Annotated in this window: 16 protein-coding genes and 1 pseudogene; 2 read left to right on the top strand and 15 right to left on the bottom strand. The window is 56.3% G+C overall.

Annotation, left to right across the window (positions count from 1 at the left end):
- Nucleotides 1-120: 120 nt before the first annotated feature.
- Nucleotides 121-432 (top strand): annotated as a pseudogene (locus tag V6942_RS08640) (DUF2756 family protein); the annotation flags it as partial.
- A gap of 2 nt (nt 433-434) precedes the next feature.
- Here V6942_RS08640 and ugpQ read toward each other — a convergent pair.
- The 12 genes from ugpQ to livK form a co-directional block, all read right to left on the bottom strand.
- On the bottom strand, nt 435-1,175 hold the full coding sequence (gene ugpQ / locus V6942_RS08635) for a glycerophosphodiester phosphodiesterase (RefSeq protein WP_106925094.1): 741 nt from the start codon (nt 1,173-1,175) through the stop codon (nt 435-437).
- The gene (locus V6942_RS08630; RefSeq protein WP_333501105.1) at nt 1,172-2,242 is read right to left on the bottom strand and encodes a sn-glycerol-3-phosphate import ATP-binding protein UgpC; all 1,071 of its coding nucleotides are present in this window, start codon (nt 2,240-2,242) and stop codon (nt 1,172-1,174) included. Before V6942_RS08630 ends, ugpQ begins: the two co-directional genes overlap by 4 nt.
- A 2-nt stretch (nt 2,243-2,244) precedes the next feature.
- Nucleotides 2,245-3,090, bottom strand: a complete 846-nt coding sequence (ugpE, locus tag V6942_RS08625; protein WP_106925092.1) for a sn-glycerol-3-phosphate ABC transporter permease UgpE — start codon at nt 3,088-3,090, stop codon at nt 2,245-2,247.
- Complete coding sequence (gene ugpA, locus V6942_RS08620) at nt 3,087-3,974, bottom strand: sn-glycerol-3-phosphate ABC transporter permease UgpA (protein ID WP_106925091.1); 888 nt, start codon at nt 3,972-3,974, stop codon at nt 3,087-3,089. Before ugpA ends, ugpE begins: the two co-directional genes overlap by 4 nt.
- A 100-nt stretch (nt 3,975-4,074) precedes the next feature.
- The gene (gene ugpB / locus V6942_RS08615) at nt 4,075-5,391 is read right to left on the bottom strand and encodes a sn-glycerol-3-phosphate ABC transporter substrate-binding protein UgpB (protein ID WP_182966836.1); all 1,317 of its coding nucleotides are present in this window, start codon (nt 5,389-5,391) and stop codon (nt 4,075-4,077) included.
- A gap of 232 nt (nt 5,392-5,623) precedes the next feature.
- Complete coding sequence (locus V6942_RS08610) at nt 5,624-5,992, bottom strand: type II toxin-antitoxin system death-on-curing family toxin (protein ID WP_106925089.1); 369 nt, start codon at nt 5,990-5,992, stop codon at nt 5,624-5,626.
- Nucleotides 5,989-6,210, bottom strand: a complete 222-nt coding sequence (locus V6942_RS08605; RefSeq protein ID WP_333501104.1) for a type II toxin-antitoxin system Phd/YefM family antitoxin — start codon at nt 6,208-6,210, stop codon at nt 5,989-5,991. The genes V6942_RS08610 and V6942_RS08605 overlap by 4 nt, the downstream gene beginning before the upstream one ends.
- 98 nt (nt 6,211-6,308) lie before the next feature.
- The gene (gene livF / locus V6942_RS08600; RefSeq protein WP_106925088.1) at nt 6,309-7,022 is read right to left on the bottom strand and encodes a high-affinity branched-chain amino acid ABC transporter ATP-binding protein LivF; all 714 of its coding nucleotides are present in this window, start codon (nt 7,020-7,022) and stop codon (nt 6,309-6,311) included.
- 1 nt (nt 7,023) lies between these two features.
- Nucleotides 7,024-7,791 carry a high-affinity branched-chain amino acid ABC transporter ATP-binding protein LivG gene (gene livG / locus V6942_RS08595; protein WP_182929886.1) on the bottom strand — a complete coding sequence of 256 codons (768 nt, stop codon included), beginning with the start codon at nt 7,789-7,791 and terminating at the stop codon, nt 7,024-7,026.
- On the bottom strand, nt 7,788-9,068 hold the full coding sequence (gene livM / locus V6942_RS08590; protein ID WP_106925086.1) for a branched chain amino acid ABC transporter permease LivM: 1,281 nt from the start codon (nt 9,066-9,068) through the stop codon (nt 7,788-7,790). The genes livG and livM overlap by 4 nt, the downstream gene beginning before the upstream one ends.
- A complete protein-coding gene (livH, locus tag V6942_RS08585; RefSeq protein ID WP_106925085.1) occupies nt 9,065-9,991 on the bottom strand; it encodes a high-affinity branched-chain amino acid ABC transporter permease LivH in 927 nt (308 codons plus the stop codon). Before livH ends, livM begins: the two co-directional genes overlap by 4 nt.
- A gap of 54 nt (nt 9,992-10,045) precedes the next feature.
- The gene (livK, locus tag V6942_RS08580; protein ID WP_106925084.1) at nt 10,046-11,155 is read right to left on the bottom strand and encodes a high-affinity branched-chain amino acid ABC transporter substrate-binding protein LivK; all 1,110 of its coding nucleotides are present in this window, start codon (nt 11,153-11,155) and stop codon (nt 10,046-10,048) included.
- Nucleotides 11,156-11,599: 444 nt separating this feature from the next.
- Here livK and panM point away from each other — a divergent pair, with 444 nt between their 5' ends.
- Nucleotides 11,600-11,983, top strand: coding sequence for an aspartate 1-decarboxylase autocleavage activator PanM (panM, locus tag V6942_RS08575; RefSeq protein ID WP_106925083.1), 384 nt, complete (start codon nt 11,600-11,602; stop codon nt 11,981-11,983).
- Nucleotides 11,984-12,138: 155 nt separating this feature from the next.
- Here panM and livJ read toward each other — a convergent pair whose 3' ends face one another.
- The 3 genes from livJ to rpoH form a co-directional block, all read right to left on the bottom strand.
- On the bottom strand, nt 12,139-13,242 hold the full coding sequence (livJ, locus tag V6942_RS08570) for a branched chain amino acid ABC transporter substrate-binding protein LivJ (protein ID WP_182929885.1): 1,104 nt from the start codon (nt 13,240-13,242) through the stop codon (nt 12,139-12,141).
- A gap of 307 nt (nt 13,243-13,549) precedes the next feature.
- Nucleotides 13,550-14,815: a 4-aminobutyrate--2-oxoglutarate transaminase gene (locus tag V6942_RS08565; RefSeq protein WP_106925081.1), complete on the bottom strand. Its 1,266-nt coding sequence runs from the start codon at nt 14,813-14,815 to the stop codon at nt 13,550-13,552.
- Between the two features lie 243 nt (nt 14,816-15,058).
- Nucleotides 15,059-15,913, bottom strand: coding sequence for an RNA polymerase sigma factor RpoH (rpoH, locus tag V6942_RS08560; RefSeq protein ID WP_106925080.1), 855 nt, complete (start codon nt 15,911-15,913; stop codon nt 15,059-15,061).
- Nucleotides 15,914-16,136: the final 223 nt, after the last annotated feature.

Below are 16,136 nucleotides of genomic sequence, written 5' to 3'. Positions count from 1 at the left end.
TCATTATTCTCCAGACATGCAGGTATGGTCCGCACTAAGCCTGGTTCATAATGCTGAAATAATCCTCGTGACGGTGGGAAAGGAGTAAACTTAGAGTATCCCCTACAAGGAGGAAAGATGATGAAACGATTACTGATTGTCGCGGCGCTCTTGCCGTTCGCCGCGCTGGCCGCACCGCTGAACGTTGACAACAACCCAAACCAGCCGGGCTACGAAATTCCCAGCCAGCAGCGGATGCAGTCACGCATGCTCAACCAACAGCAGCAGCAGAAAGGCATGCTGAACCAGCAGCGGCAGGTGCAGACGCAGCAACAGCAGCAGCATCTGCAAAACCAGCTCAAAGCTAACCAGCAGCGCGTCCAGCAGGCGCAGCCCGGGATGCTCAATCAGCAGCAGCCGTTGCCCAATAACAACGGCGGCATGCTCAAATCCTATTAAGGCTGGAAGTCGGGTCCTATCACGTCAATCGCATCGGTACAGATGCAGTTTACGCCCCAGCGCAGCAGCTCCCGTGCGCGCTGGGGATTGTTTACCGTATACACCAGAATCTTCAGCCCGGCAGCGCGCAGCGCGTCCACCCGCGCTTCATCCAGCACACGGTGATTAAGGTGAATGGAGACGCAGCCCAGGCGTGAGGTCAGCGTCTGCCAGTCATCCCGCCACTCATCCAGCAGCAAACCGCGCGGCAGCTCGGGGGCCGCGAGCTGCGCGGCCTCAAGCGCATCGATTTCAAACGACGACAGCAGCGGCGGCGTCATATCGTTCCACAGCTCACGGGCGGCCAGCGCGATCGTTTTACCGGTCAGCGGCCCACAGCCGGTCGTCGGTTTAATTTCAATATTAGCCATCATGCCATGCCGACGGCAGCGTTCCGCCACCTCAGACAGCAGCGGCAGCGGCTCGCCCTTAAAAGCGCTGCTGAACCAGCTTCCCGCATCCACACGCAGCAGATCCTGCCAACTGAGATCGCCCGCTACGCCCCAGCCGTTGCTGGTGCGCTCAAGGTTATCATCATGCAGTAAAAAAATCTGACCGTCCTGAGATAGCTTGGCGTCAAACTCAATCATGGTGTGGCCGTAGCGCGCGCCCACGTCGATCGCCGCCAGGGTGTTTTCCGGGGCTAATTTACCGCCGCCGCGGTGGGCGACGATGTGAGGATAAGGCCAGTTGCTCATACACGCATTCCTGTTTCACCTTCGAAGAGGTGCAGATGATCGTCCGGCAGATGCAGCCACAGCGTAGTGCCTGCGTGCGGGCGTAACTGATGCGGTAAACGCACCACCATTTTCTGTTCGCCAAAGCGCCCATGCGCCAGGTTATCTGCACCCAAAATTTCCAGCGTATCGACCATCATCGGCACGCCGTTTTCCGCCTGTGAGCTTAACGCAATATGTTCCGGACGAATACCCAGCGTCATGGCGCGTCCGGCATATTCACGCCGCGTCTCCGGCAGCGACAGCTGCATACCGTTTGCCAGCGCAAAGCGCGTGCCGGACGCGTCCAGCCGCCCGTCCAGCAGGTTCATCGCCGGGCTGCCGATAAAGCTCGCCACAAAGCGGCTGGCCGGCTTCTCGTACACTTCCATCGGCGTGCCGATTTGCTCGGCGATACCTTTGTTCATCACCATGACGCGCTGGGCGAGGGTCATCGCTTCAACCTGATCGTGGGTGACGTACAGCGAGGTGGTGTTCAGGCGGCGGTGAAGCTGCTGCAATTCAAGACGCATCTGCACGCGCAGTTTCGCATCAAGGTTGGAAAGCGGTTCATCAAACAGGAACACCGCCGGGTCGCGCACGATGGCGCGGCCCATGGCCACACGCTGACGCTGGCCGCCGGACAGCTCGCGCGGGCGGCGTTTCAATAGCCCATCCAGCTCAAGAATGCGCGCCGCTTCCCGGACCTTCTCAGCAATGTGCGCCTTGCCCAGACCGCGAATTTTCAGCCCCCAGGCCATGTTTTCTTCCACGCTCATGTGCGGATAGAGCGCATAGTTCTGGAACACCATTGCGATGCCGCGATCCTTCGGCTCCATCTCGGTGACGCGTTTACGGTCAATCCAGATATCGCCGCTGGTGACGCGCTCAAGCCCCGCCACCATGCGCAGCAGCGTCGATTTCCCGCAGCCCGACGGGCCAACCATCACAATAAACTCCCCGTCCGCCACGTCCAGCGTCAGCGGTTGAATGACCTGGGTTTTACCGTCCCAGCTTTTGCTTACTGCCTGTAGTTTTAAACCAGCCATTTTTATTTCTCACTGTCCACTAAACCACGCACAAATGCCCTCTGCATGGCTAAAACGATAACGACGGGGGGAATCAGGGTCAGCAGCATCGCCGCCATCACCTGGTTCCACTGCGTGGTGCCTTCACCGGTGGCGATCATCCCTTTGATGCCCGCTACGGCGGTGCCGAGATTGACGTCGGTAATAATCAGCAGTGGCCAGAGATACTGGTTCCAGCCGTAAATAAAGGTAATCACGAACAGCGCCGCCAGATTGGTTTTCGACAACGGCAGCACGATGTCGCGAAAGAAACGCATCGGCGAGGCGCCATCGATTCGCGCGGCCTCAATCAACTCGTCCGGCAGGGTCATAAAGAACTGACGGAACAGGAAGGTGGCGGTTGCCGAGGCCATCAGCGGCAGCGTCAGCCCCGCGTAGCTGTCGAGCATCTTCAGGTTGGCAATCACTTCAACCGTCGGGAAAATACGCACCTCAACCGGCAACATCAGCGTGATAAAGATCATCCAGAAGAATAGGTTACGCAGCGGAAAGCGGAACCAGACGATGGCGAAGGCGGAGAGCATCGACACCGCGATTTTGCCGACGGTAATGGCAAACGCCATGATGAAGCTGTTAAGCATCATCAGCCAGAACGGCGCGCTGTTGGCACCCACGCCGTTGACCCAAATCGCCTGCATATTTTCCAGCAGATGCGTGCCAGGAATGAGCGTCATCGGCGTTTCAAACACGGCCTGGTTATCCAGCGTGGCCGCCGTAAACGCCACGTACAGCGGGAAAAGAATCACGATAATCCCGAGGATCAGCATGGTGTGGCTGAATATCGTCAGCCCGCGACGGTTCTCAATCATTGGTAGCGCACCTTTCTTTCCACGTAGCGGAACTGCACCACGGTCAGGATGATGACGAGGAACATCAGCACCACCGACTGGGCGGCAGAGGCTGAGAGGTCCAGCCCGGCAAACCCTTCGCGGTAAATCTTGTAAATCAGCGTGGTGGTGGCCTGCACCGGGCCGCCGGCGGTAGCCGCATCAATCACCGGGAAGGTGTCGAAGAAGGCGTACACCAGGTTCACCACCAGCAGGAAGAAACTCACCGGCGCAATCAGCGGCAGCGCCAGCTTGAAGAAGCGGCGAATCGGGCCCGCGCCGTCGATGGCAGCGGCCTCCACTAAGGAGCGCGGAATAGATTGCAGCGCGGCGAAGAAGAACAGGAAGTTGTAGCTGATTTGCTTCCACACCGAGGCGAAAACCACCAGGAACATAGCCTGACCGCTGTTTTGCGCATGGTTCCAGTCATAGCCGAACTCGCCGAGGAAATGGGTAATCAGGCCACGACCGGGGTTGAACAGGAAGATCCACAGCACGGCGGCCACGGCAGGCGCGACGGCGTAAGGCAGCAGCATCAGCGTCTGATAGAGACGGCTGCCGCGCACCACGTAATCCACCAGCGCGGCGAAAAACAGCGACACCAGCAGGCCGCTGACGGTGACCAGGGTGCTGAACTTCATCGTCGTCCAGAAGGAGTCGAGATAGTACGGATCGTGGAACAGCGTGACGAAGTTATCCAGGCCGACAAACTGGCTGGAGAGGCCAAACGGGTCGACGTTTTGCAGCGAGTACCACAGCGCTTCACCGGCGGGCCAGATAAAGAAAATAACGGTGATAATCAGCTGCGGGGCGACCAATGCGTAGGGCAGCCAGCGGGATTTAAACACCGGACGGGATGATGACATGAAGGTTTTATTCCTGAGCAGTGCCGGATGGCGCGATGCTTATCCGGCCTACATCAACGCGTAGGCCGGGTAAGGCGAAGCCGCCACCCGGCATTTCACATTAAGACTTGGTCGATTGCTCGAAGCGGCGCAGCAGCTGATTCCCGCGATCTACCGCAGAATCCAGCGCCTGCTGAGGCGTTTTCTTACCGGTCCACACGCTTTCCAGTTCTTCATCCACGATGGTGCGAATCTGCGGCATGTTGCCCAGACGCAGGCCTTTGGTGAACGGCAACGGCGGCTTGTTCAGCATTTGACGCGTGGCGATGTCGGCACCTGGGTTCTTGTCATAGAAGCCCTGCTGACGCGTTAAATCGTACGCTGCGGTGGTGATCGGCAGATAGCCGGTTTTCTGATGCCATTCCGCGGCATTTTCCGGCTTCGCCAGGAACTCAAGGAACTTCGCCACGCCGGTGTAGGTTTCTTTGTCTTTACCCTGCATCACCCACAGGCTCGCCCCGCCGATGATGGCGTTTTGCGGCGCGCCCTTCACGTCGGCGTCGTACGGCATCATGCCCACGCCGTAGTTGAATTTGGCGTAATGACGGATGTCTGCCAACGAGCCGGAAGAAGCGGTGGTGATAGCGCAATCGCCGTTGTAGAACTTCTCGGTCGATTCGTCTTTACGGCCAAAGTAACTGAAATCGCCCTTCTTATTCAGCGCTTCCAGCAAGGCAATGTGTTTGACCTGCTCCGGCTTGTTGAACTCCAGTACCGCATCGGTACCGTCGAAGCCGTTGTTTTTAGTCGCGACCGGCAGACCGTGCCAGGCGCTGAAGTTTTCAATCTGGATCCAGCCCTGCCAGCCGCTGGCGTAGCCGCACTTCATACCCGCCGCTTTTAGCTTCGCGGTATACTCGGCCAGATCCTGCCAGGTTTTTGGCGGCTGCTCCGGGTCTAACCCGGCTTTCTTGAAGGCGTCTTTGTTGTAGTACAGCACCGGGGTAGAGCTGTTAAACGGCTGGGAGAGCAGGTGCCCGGTTTTCGCATCGGTGTAGTAACCGGAAACCGTCGGCACAAACTGAGATTCGTCAAACTTGATACCGGCATCGCTGAATACCTGATATACCGGCTTAATCGCCTTAGAGGCCATCATGGTGGCGGTGCCCACTTCATACACCTGCAGCAGCGCCGGGGCGTTGCCGGTACGGAAGGCGGCGATGCCTGCGCTCAGGCTCTGCTCGTAGTTGCCTTTGTACACCGGGGTAATTTTGTAGTCCGGGTTGGCGGCGTTAAAACGCTGCGCCAGGGAGTCAACTTCTTTGCCCAGCTCACCTTCCATTGAGTGCCAGAACGGAATCGTGGTAACCGCCATAGCCTGACCTGCGAATGCCAGACTCATTGCCAATCCTAAAGCTGTATGTCGTAACGATATCATCGGTTATCTCTCTTTTTGTGCCGGGATGCGCGATATCACGCGTTTTATGTTCGCGGGGGTAACATGACATGCTCGAATGACAGAAAAATAACTTTTTTATTACAAAAAAAAGATAGTAACGCGACAAAGGGATGGCAAGGCGGTGACGGTTGTGAGAAGGGAAAGTGGGAGCTGAGACACGTATAGGTGTCGTGTCAGTACCCGGGTCGGCGCTGGCACAGCACTATCGGGATCATCCACGGAGCCGGGCTGCTATCTGCTCCAGCGTGAGTTGCCCAGCGGCAGCCTCAACCGTCATCGCAACAAAATCAGGATTAGCCGGTAATGAAATGCCGTTACGCTTTAAAAACAGTAAGGTAATAAATAATGCCGTCCGTTTATTTCCGTCATTAAAAATATGCCCACGCGAAATCGCCAGCAGATGCATGGCCGCAAGCAGCCAGACATCTGTCACGCCTTGATATTCGATTTGATTGAGCACCCGGTACATCAGCGCTTCTGCGCGGCCAGGATCGGGCATTCCCTCTACGCCAGGCGTTACGCGGAGCAACCTGTCGTGAAACTGTATTATCTCTTCCGCTGAGATAATCTGAAGGGTCATTTATCTGCCAGCTCCCTGATTTCATTACCATTTATCGCCATGATTGCCGCGAATTCATCATCCATTCTGGCCGCCTGATAACGCTCAAATTCTTCCGCGCTGATAATCACCGCAGGCTTATGCCCTCGGCGCGTAATGGTGACAGGCCCCCCGCTGACGGCACTTTCCAGTACCTCCGCCAGATTCTGCCGCGCTTCACTGTAGTTAATCGTACGCATATTCACCTCCAAATATGTACAATACAATTGTACAGCCATATTGTACAAAAAGAGAGCCATGAGGCTCTCTTTTTGTTTGGCCCGGGCGCTGCTGAAAACTAACCGCCGAGGTACGCGCTGCGCACCGCTTCGTTAGCCAGCAGCGCATCACCGGTATCTTCCAGCACCACGTGGCCGTTTTCCAGCACGTAGCCGCGGTCGGCAAGCTTCAGCGCCTGGTTGGCGTTCTGCTCGACGAGGAAGATGGTCATGCCCTGCTCGCGCAGTTGTTCGATGGTGTCGAAGATCTGCTGGATGATAATCGGCGCTAATCCCAGCGACGGCTCATCCAGCAGCAACAGGCGCGGCTGGCTCATCAGCGCACGGCCAATCGCCAGCATCTGCTGCTCACCGCCGGACATGGTGCCCGCTCGTTGGATACGGCGCTCAAGCAGGCGTGGGAACAGCTCGTAGACCCACTTGATGCGATCCTGGAACTGGTCACGCTCGGCAAAAAAGCCGCCCATCGCCAGGTTCTCTTCCACCGTCATGCGCGAGAAGACGCGGCGCCCTTCCGGGACAATCGCCACCGCTTCGCGCATGATTTTTGCCGTCTGCCAGTCGGTAATGTCTTTATCATCAAAGACAATGCGCCCGCTGGTGGCGCGCGGATCGCCGCACAAGGTGCCGAGCAGCGTGGTTTTGCCCGCGCCGTTGGCGCCGATAAGCGTTACGATCTCACCCTGATTAATGTGCAGACTCACGTCGTGCAGCGCCTGAATCTTACCGTAGTGGGCGCTGACTTTATCAAACGATAACATCACTTTATCCATATTATGCCTCACCCAGATACGCGCGGATCACATCCGGGTTGTTGCGAATCTCTTCCGGTGTGCCGTTGGCTAACGGCGTACCCTGGTTCACCACGTAGATACGGTCGGAAATACCCATCACCAGCTTCATATCGTGTTCAATCAACAAGATAGAGGTGTTGTGATGATTACGCAGTTCGGCAATCAGCTCGTCCAGCTCTTTGGTCTCTTTTGGGTTAAGACCGGCAGCCGGTTCATCGAGCATCAGGATTTCCGGCTGGGTCACCATGCAGCGGGCAATCTCCAGGCGACGCTGGTCTCCATAGGCCAGGTTCGACGCCTGGCGGTTGGCGTGCTCAAGCAGGCCGATACGCTCAAGCCAGACGGCGGCGCGGTCCAGCGCTTCGCTCTGCGCACGCCTGAACGATGGCGTTTTCAACAGCCCGGAGAAGACACCGGTTTTCAGCTGCTGATGCTGCGCCACCAGCAGGTTTTCAATCACCGTCATCTCGCGGAACAGGCGCACATGCTGGAAGGTACGTACCACGCCCATACGCGCAATCTGCTGGCCTGGCAGCCCTTCCAGATGCTTATCGCGCAGCATAATGGTGCCGCCAGTCGGCTTGTAGAAGCCGGTCAGGCAGTTAAAGACCGTGGTTTTTCCCGCGCCGTTCGGGCCAATCAGGGAGACGATCTCCTGAGGATGCAGCTCCAGCGCCACGTTGTTGACCGCCAGCAGGCCGCCAAAACGCATCATCAGGCCGTTAACGGATAATAATGGCTGACTCATACCTGCTCTCCTTCTTTCGCTTGCCCGTTTTTCAACTTCATCTGTACACGGGTCATCGGCAGAAGGCCCTGCGGACGCCAGATCATCATCAGCACCATCAGGCCGCCGAGCATCAGCATGCTGTATTCGTTAAAGTCACGCATCAGCTCGCGTGACACCACCAGCAGAATCGCCGCGAGGATGACCGCAAACTGCGAGCCCATCCCGCCCAGTACCACAATCGCCAGCACGAAGGCTGACTCGGCAAAGGTGAACGATTCCGGGCTAACAAAGCCCTGGCGCGCGGCAAACAGCGTACCGGCAAAACCGGCAAACGCGGCGCTGATGGTAAAAGCGGTCAGCTTGATGCGCGTTGGGCTCAGGCCCAGCGAGCGGCAGGCGATTTCATCTTCACGCAGCGCTTCCCACGCGCGGCCCAGCGGCATACGCAGCAGGCGGTTAATCACGAACAGGCTCAGCACCACCAGCAGCAGCGCGACCAGGTAAAGGAAGATAACGCGGTCGGACGGGTCGTACTTGACGTTAAAGAAGTTGCTGAAGGTATCCCAGCCACCTTCACGCGCGCTGCGGCTGAACTCAAGGCCGAAGAAGGTTGGCTTTGGAATCTGGCTAATGCCGTTCGGGCCGCCGGTGATTTCGGTGTTGTTAAGCAGCAGGATACGGACGATTTCACCGAAGCCCAGGGTCACAATCGCCAGATAGTCACCGCGCAGACGCAGTACCGGGAAGCCGAGCAGGAAGCCCGCCGCCGCCGAGACCAGCCCCGCGATTGGCAGACAGGTCCAGAAGCCGAGACCGTAATAATGGTTCAGCAACGCGAAGGTATAGGCGCCGATGGCATAGAAGCCACCATAGCCCAGCACCAGCAGGCCAGAAAGACCCACCACCACGTTCAGACCTAACCCGAGAATGATGTAAATCATGGTCAGGGTGGCGATATCCACCGTGCCGCGCGACACCATAAACGGCCACGCCACGGCAATCACCAGCAGCGCAATCAGGAACAGCTTTTGTTTCACCGTCGAGCCGTCAATCGCCGGCAGGATAAACTTCGGCCCGGAGACGCTTTTCAGCCCTTTCTGGAACAGCGGGCGCAGCATCTGGAAGAAAAACACCACCGCCGTGCCGATAAAGATCCACTGCCAGCGGATATCCGCCGCGCTGCCGACCACCAGTTTGGTGCCGTCAAGCTGCAGCTGCACGCCCATAAAGACGCCTGCCAGCACAAAGAACATGGCGGCAGAGAGCAGCGCCATCGCAAATTGCATCGGTTTCATACTTTCTCTACCTCCGGGCGGCCCAGGATACCGGTTGGCATCACCAGCAGGACCACGATCAGCAGCGCGAACGACACCACGTCTTTATATTCGGTGCTCAGGTAGGCCGACGACAGCGCTTCCGCAATGCCGAGGATCAGTCCGCCGATCATCGCGCCTGGAATGCTGCCGATACCGCCGAGTACCGCCGCAGTGAAGGCTTTCATCCCGGCCATAAAGCCGATGTACGGGTTGATAACGCCGTAGAACTGGCCAAGCAGTACGCCCGCCACCGCCGCCATCGCCGCACCGATAACGAAGGTCAGCGCAATCACACGGTCGGTGTTGATGCCCAGCAGGCTGGCCATCTTCAGATCTTCGGCACAAGCACGGCAGGCGCGGCCCATCCGCGAGTAGCGAATAAACAGCGTCAGCGCCAGCATCGCGATAAAGGTCACAATCCAGATGACCAGCTGCATGGTAGTAATTGAAGCGGAGAAGTTATCGCTGCTGCCAACAATCCACTGACCGTTAAACAGGCTCGGCAATGCGACATCGCGCGAACCTTCGGTCAGGCTGACGTAGTTTTGCAGGAAGATAGACATCCCGATAGCGGAGATCAGCGCAATCAGACGCTTGGAGTTACGTACCGGGCGATAGGCTACCCGTTCGATACTCCAGCCGTAGGCGCTGGCAATGACGATCGCCCCGATAAAGCCAGCCGCCACCAGCAGCCAGCCGGTGTCGATGCCCATCATCATCAGCGCGGCGATGATCATAAAGGAGACATAACTACCGATCATGTACACCTCGCCGTGGGCGAAGTTGATCATGCCGATAATCCCGTACACCATGGTGTAACCGATGGCGATCAGTGCATAGGTGCTTCCCAGCGTTACGCCGTTAAACATCTGCTGCACAAAGTAGAGAACCTGCTCTGACATAAATTAGCCTTTTGCTACCCCTGCGGATCTTCGCCCGCCAGGGGGAAATGAAGGTTACTTCACCGCGCTGGATGAGCCGTCGGCGTGCCACTGGAAGACGCCAAATTCAAAGCCTTTCAGGTCGCCTTTTTCATCCCAGGACAGCGGCCCAATCACGGTTTTCGCCCCGTTGGCTTTTAAATCCTTAATCAGCGCCTGCGGCTCATCGCTGCCGGTACGCTCCATGGCGGTAGCCAGAGACTGCACGGCGGCGTAGGTGATCCACACGTACGGGCCGCTCGGATCTTTCTTCTGCGCTTTCAGGGCATCGACGATAGCGCTATTTGCCGGATCCTGGTCATAGCGTTTTGGCATGGTCACCAGCATACCTTCCGCCGCAGCGCCCGCGATGTTCGACAGCGACGCGTTACCCACCCCTTCCGGGCCCATAAACTGGGTTTTCAGACCCACGGCGCGCGCCTGACGCAGCATCTGGCCCATTTCCGGGTAGTAGCCGCCGTAGTAAACGAAGTCGATATTCTCTTTTTGCAAGCGGGCAATCAGCGCGGAGAAGTCTTTCTCCCCGGCGGTAATGCCGTCGAAGAAGACGATGTTGGCGCCGCCTTTTTTCAGCCCATCCTGTACGGAACGCGCCAGGCCTTCGCCATACTGCTGTTTGTCATGAATGATGGCGATACGCTGCGGTTTGACCTTATTCAGAATGTAGTTTGCCGCCGTCGGCCCCTGCGAAGAGTCCAGGCCTGCGGTTCGCATAATGTACTGATAGCCGCGTTGGGTCAGCTCCGGGTTGGTGGCCCCTGGGGAGATCATCAGAATGCCTTCATCTTCATAAATGTCAGAAGCAGGCTGCGTTGAAGAGGAGCAGAGGTGGCCGATGACGTATTTAATACCGTCATTGACGATTTTGTTGGCGACCGCCACCGCTTGTTTCGGGTCACAGGCGTCGTCGTACTCCACGCCCACCAGTTTATCGCCCTTAATACCGCCTTTGGCGTTGATATCTTTAATGGCCTGGCGCGCACCGTTAAACTCCATGTCGCCCCACTGCGCAACCGGGCCGGACATCGCACCAACGACCGCAACCTTGATATCGTCAGCCAAAGCCCCTTGAGACATAGCCAGCGCGATCATCCCTGCGATTACTGTTTTTGTATTCCTTTTCATACTTCGGGATCCCCATTCGTGATGTCGTGTTTACACGTCGTGGCGTGTAGATATTTTGTAATGTTGTGGTTAAAAAGCATTCTGTACTTTTACTATACAACGCTATTTTTGCCATTATCTTTAATGGGTTAGCGCAGCTTTTTGAACGAAAACAGACTAAATTCTCTATTTTTCAGTCTATTAAGAAAAGATAATATTCTGATTTTTGCCATAGATAAACAAAAAAAAGTCCGCTATGCAGCATAAAATAACGGTACAAAGAGCCGAATAAAACGCTGGATTTTAGGTTAAAATTCTGTCGATTTTTCGATCCATGCTGTTTCGGACTGCCGCCGGAGTTATCGAAAAACGAATCACCTAGCTGCCAGGGTAAAAAAGAGAGAGCCTGCAGCAGAATAAATTGAGTACACTGACCGTCATTTCCGTGATTTGAGCCCATTGCCCATGAAGCTGACCATCATCCGTTTAGAGACCTTTAGCGACCAGGACCACATTTGCCTTGGCAAGATCTGGCCCGCCGGTACTGCCACAGAACGTGCGCTCGACGACGCTCACCGTCTGTATGCCGCCCGCTTTAATGAACGCCTGCTTGCCGCCGTGAAGGTGACGTTGAACGGTGCCCATGGCCAGCTTGATGATCTTTGCGTACGCGAAGTCACCCGCCGCCGCGGCGTAGGGCAGTATCTGGTGGAAGAGGTGATGCGCGATAACCCGCAGGTCAACCGCTGGACGCTGAGCAAGTCAGGTGTTGAAGAGAGCCTGGAAATGGCGGCGTTTGCGAAAGCACTGGGGTTTAAATCGCAGACAGACGGCTGGGTTCGCGGGTAGTGACGATCCCGGCGTCGGCTAACGCCTCGGCCGGGTGACATCTCGTGTAGGCCTGATAAGCGCAGCGCCATCAGGCAGCGCTACGCACATTGCCGGATGGCGGCATACGCCTTATCCGGCCTCCATTTGATGCGGTTCCGTAGCGCAATAAAGTCTTACTTCGCGTCGGTCGCCGTACCGTTCGCGTGCCAGTTGAAGATACCGAATTCGAAGCCCTTCAGGTCACCTTTCTCATCCCAGGACAGCGGCCCCATGACGGTATCGACGGTGTTGGCCTTCAGGAATTTAGCAATCTCAGCCGGATCGTCAGAGTGGTTCAGGCCCGCCTGCAGCGACTGCAGCGCCGCGTAGGTGGTCCACACGAACGCACCGCTCGGATCCTGTTTCTTCGCCTTAATCGCATCAACGATCGGTTTGTTCGCTGGAACCTGGTCGTAGTTCTTAGGTTTCGTCACCAGCAGACCTTCCGCAGAATCGCCCGCGATATTAGACAGCGACACGTTCGCCACGCCTTCCGGCCCCATGAACTGGGTTTTCAGACCAGCAGCCCGAGCCTGACGCAGGATCTGGCCCATCTCAGGGTGGTAACCGCCGAAGTAAACAAAGTCGATGTTCTCTTTCTTCAGTCGCGCAACCAGCGTAGAGAAGTCTTTCTCACCAGCGGTAATACCGTCAAAGAAGACCACATTCGCGCCGCCCTTCTTCAGGCCGTCCTGCACCGCGCGCGCCAGGCCTTCACCGTACTGCTGCTTATCGTGAACGACTGCGATGCGCTGTGGCTTCACTTTCTCGAGGATGTATTTCGCGGCGGTCGGGCCCTGGTCGGAGTCCAGACCGGTGGTGCGCAGAATCAGCTTATAGCCGCGAGCGGTCAGTTCCGGCGCCGTCGCTGCCGGAGTAATCATCAAGATACCTTCGTCTTCATAGATATCAGACGCAGGCTGTGTAGAGGAGGAGCAGAGGTGACCGATAACGTATTTGATCCCGTCATTCACCACTTTGTTTGCCACCGCAACCGCCTGTTTCGGGTCGCAGGCGTCATCATATTTGACGATTTCCAGCTTATTACCTTTGATACCGCCTTTGGCGTTAATATCGGCAACCGCCTGAGTCGCGCCGCTGAACTCCTGGTCACCGTACTGCGCCACCGGGCCGGACATTGCGCCAACAACAGCAACTTTAATATTTTCTGCTAATGCCATATTGCTGAATGCCAGTGCAATACATCCTGCCAGTAACGCTTTACCCTTCATTTTCATCCTGAGGTTCCCCATTGTTATGGTTATTGCATTTGTTGTGATGTTGTTATTTAGCACATTATTCTTATATCCTACGCATGGTAAGTATAAGATATTAATATTAAGGGACGCTGCCTGTGCTTTTGCAGCATACTCTGCTAAAACATACCCCATTTTTATGAATTTGAAACGTTAATTTTGACGGATTTGTAACGCGAAAATGACAAAAAAAAGCCACTCATCGGAGTGGCTTAAATGTTCGGGTGACAACATAAAGTAGGCCGGATAAGGCAACGCCGCCATCCGGCAATGCACATGGCGGCTGCGCTTATTCCGCCAGCGCCCGGCGAATCACCTCCAGCGCCTGCTGGAACTGTTTCTCTGGAATGGTGAGCGGATAAAGGAAGCGAATGACGTTGCCGTAGACGCCGCAGCTCAGCAGCAGCACCCCTTCCGCCAGCGCACGCTCCTGCACTAATTTGGTGAATTCCGGCGACGGCTCGCGGGTTTGCGGGTCGACAAACTCGACGGCCACCATCGATCCCACGCCGCGCACGTCGGCAATCGCCGGGCAGCTTTCTCGGGTCTTGTTCAGCACTTCAATGAGATGCTGGCCCAGGTGATTCGCCCGCGTGCACAGCGCTTCTGCGTCAATCACGTCCAGCACCGCATGGGCGGCAGCAATCGCCAGCGGGTTACCGGCGTAGGTACCGCCAAGGCCGCCCGGCGCAGGCGCATCCATCACTTCGGCACGCCCGACCACGCCAGAAAGCGGGAAACCGCCGGCCAGGCTTTTGGCCATCGTGATCAAATCCGGCTTCACGCTGTGGTGTTCCATCGCAAAGAGCTTGCCGGTACGGGCAAAACCGGTTTGCACCTCATCGGCAATAAGCAGAATACCGTGGGTATCGCACAGCGTACGCAGCGCCTGCATAAAGTCAGGCGGCGCAACGTTAAAGCCCCCCTCTCCCTGCACCGGCTCAAGAATAATGGCCGCAACCTGATCTGCTGCGATGTCGGCTTTGAAAATGTGGTTCAGGCTTTTCAGGGCCATATCGGTCGTCACACCGTGTGCAGCGTTTGGATAGAGCGCATGGTAGACCGAACCGGGGAACGGGCCAAAACCGATTTTGTAGGGCGCCACTTTGCCTGTCAGGGCCATCGTCATAAAGGTACGGCCGTGGAAACCACCGCCGAAGGTAATCAACCCCGGACGCCGGGTGTAGGCGCGGGCAATTTTTACCGCATTCTCTACGGCTTCAGCCCCGGTGCTGAAGAACGCCGTTTTGGCATTTCCAGCAATCGGCGCCGCTGCATTAATACGTTCTGCTAATGATACATAGCTTTCGTAGGGGACAATCTGATAGGCGGTATGGGTGAAAGCCTGAAGCTGTTTCTCCACCGCAGCCATCACCTGCGGGTGACGATGGCCGGTATTCAGCACCGCAATCCCGGCGGCAAAATCGATATACTCATTCCCTTCAATATCCCACAGCGTGGCGTTCTCAGCGCGATCCGCATAGAATCCGCACATCACGCCAACCCCGCGCGGCGTCGCCTGCAAACGCCGATGATTCAGTGACTCGTTACTCACGGTAAACCCCCTGCCGTTAAAAGACGGAAAAATTCGTAGCGCTTATTGAGTTTTTGCCATTGGCTGAATTAACGCCAGCGGCAAACGCGAAATAAGCAGAGGAAAGCGTGATGACGGTGAGATTATCTGGAGGACGAGCCCGTAGCGGGGTCGATTGCCGGATGGCGGATGCACCTTATCCAGCCTACAAAACAAAAACCCCCGAATTCACATTCGAGGGTTCATTGGGTACGACGCCAAAAATCAGGCTTCGATAGCCGCACGCAGTTTTTTCATCGCGTTCTTTTCAAGCTGGCGCACGCGTTCGGCGGAAACGCCGTAACGATCGGCCAGTTCCTGCAGCGTAGACTTGTTGTCTTCATCCAGCCAGCGGGCACGGATGATGTCCTGACTACGTTCGTCCAGGCCCTGCATCGCGTCGGTCAGCTTGTTGGCCGCCTGCTCTTCCCAGTTATCGTCTTCAATGCCGTCAGCAAAGTTGGACGATTTGTCCTGCAGATAGAGCACCGGGGCAACCGTCTGGCTGTCGGATTCATCATCCGAGGACATATCAAACGCCATGTCCTGCGCCGCCATACGTGATTCCATTTCACGCACGTCTTTGCTGGATACGCCCAGTTCGCGGGCCACCATTTCCACTTCGTCCTGATTGAACCAGCCCAGACGCTGCTTGGTTTTACGCAGGTTGAAGAACAGCTTACGCTGTGCCTTAGTGGTCGCAACTTTGACGATACGCCAGTTACGCAGCACATATTCGTGGATTTCTGCTTTGATCCAGTGCACCGCAAAGGAGACAAGGCGTACGCCCACTTCTGGGTTAAAACGACGCACCGCTTTCATCAGGCCAATGTTGCCTTCCTGAATCAGGTCCGCCTGCGGCAGGCCATAGCCCGAGTAGTTACGAGCAATATGAACAACAAAGCGCAGGTGAGACAGGATCAGCGTTTTAGCTGCTTCCAGATCGCCCTGGTAATGCAGCCGTTCAGCAAGCGCCTTTTCTTCATCAGCCGTCAACATCGGCCATGCGTTCGCAGCCCGGATATAGGATTCCAGGTTACCAACAGGGGCTAACGCTAAATTTTGCATTTCTTTGGTCATTCAAATCCTCTCAATTCACTTCATACTGACGTGGTTTGTTCCCGAGGGCAACAAACATGCCAGGCTCGATGAGCAACGAGAATATCATCCGCTCTTTTATCAGACAGTGAGTTTATCCACAAGTTCCATGCAACAGTGTGAATAAATTGCGCACAAAATGTGACACGCGATAGCCGCGAGGGCAGAAAGATGGGGTTTAAAACGGCATCCCCTGCGGACGGAA

Source organism: Kluyvera genomosp. 2 (assembly GCF_036759865.1).
GTDB lineage: Bacteria > Pseudomonadota > Gammaproteobacteria > Enterobacterales > Enterobacteriaceae > Kluyvera > Kluyvera ascorbata_B.
The sequence above is the reverse complement of the archived record's forward strand: the minus strand, read 5'-3'. Positions and strand labels throughout refer to the sequence as shown.

Excerpts from the sequence above, each read along its gene's own strand:
- ugpQ (WP_106925094.1), bottom strand. The coding sequence starts at position 1,175 with ATGAGCAACTGGCCTTATCCTCACATCGTCGCCCACCGCGGCGGCGGT.
- V6942_RS08630 (WP_333501105.1), bottom strand. The coding sequence starts at position 2,242 with ATGGCTGGTTTAAAACTACAGGCAGTAAGCAAAAGCTGGGACGGTAAA.
- ugpE (WP_106925092.1), bottom strand. The coding sequence starts at position 3,090 with ATGATTGAGAACCGTCGCGGGCTGACGATATTCAGCCACACCATGCTG.
- ugpA (WP_106925091.1), bottom strand. The coding sequence starts at position 3,974 with ATGTCATCATCCCGTCCGGTGTTTAAATCCCGCTGGCTGCCCTACGCA.
- ugpB (WP_182966836.1), bottom strand. The coding sequence starts at position 5,391 with ATGATATCGTTACGACATACAGCTTTAGGATTGGCAATGAGTCTGGCA.
- V6942_RS08610 (WP_106925089.1), bottom strand. The coding sequence starts at position 5,992 with ATGACCCTTCAGATTATCTCAGCGGAAGAGATAATACAGTTTCACGAC.
- V6942_RS08605 (WP_333501104.1), bottom strand. The coding sequence starts at position 6,210 with ATGCGTACGATTAACTACAGTGAAGCGCGGCAGAATCTGGCGGAGGTA.
- livF (WP_106925088.1), bottom strand. The coding sequence starts at position 7,022 with ATGGATAAAGTGATGTTATCGTTTGATAAAGTCAGCGCCCACTACGGT.
- livG (WP_182929886.1), bottom strand. The coding sequence starts at position 7,791 with ATGAGTCAGCCATTATTATCCGTTAACGGCCTGATGATGCGTTTTGGC.
- livM (WP_106925086.1), bottom strand. The coding sequence starts at position 9,068 with ATGAAACCGATGCAATTTGCGATGGCGCTGCTCTCTGCCGCCATGTTC.
- livH (WP_106925085.1), bottom strand. The coding sequence starts at position 9,991 with ATGTCAGAGCAGGTTCTCTACTTTGTGCAGCAGATGTTTAACGGCGTA.
- livK (WP_106925084.1), bottom strand. The coding sequence starts at position 11,155 with ATGAAAAGGAATACAAAAACAGTAATCGCAGGGATGATCGCGCTGGCT.
- panM (WP_106925083.1), top strand. The coding sequence starts at position 11,600 with ATGAAGCTGACCATCATCCGTTTAGAGACCTTTAGCGACCAGGACCAC.
- livJ (WP_182929885.1), bottom strand. The coding sequence starts at position 13,242 with ATGAAAATGAAGGGTAAAGCGTTACTGGCAGGATGTATTGCACTGGCA.
- rpoH (WP_106925080.1), bottom strand. The coding sequence starts at position 15,913 with ATGACCAAAGAAATGCAAAATTTAGCGTTAGCCCCTGTTGGTAACCTG.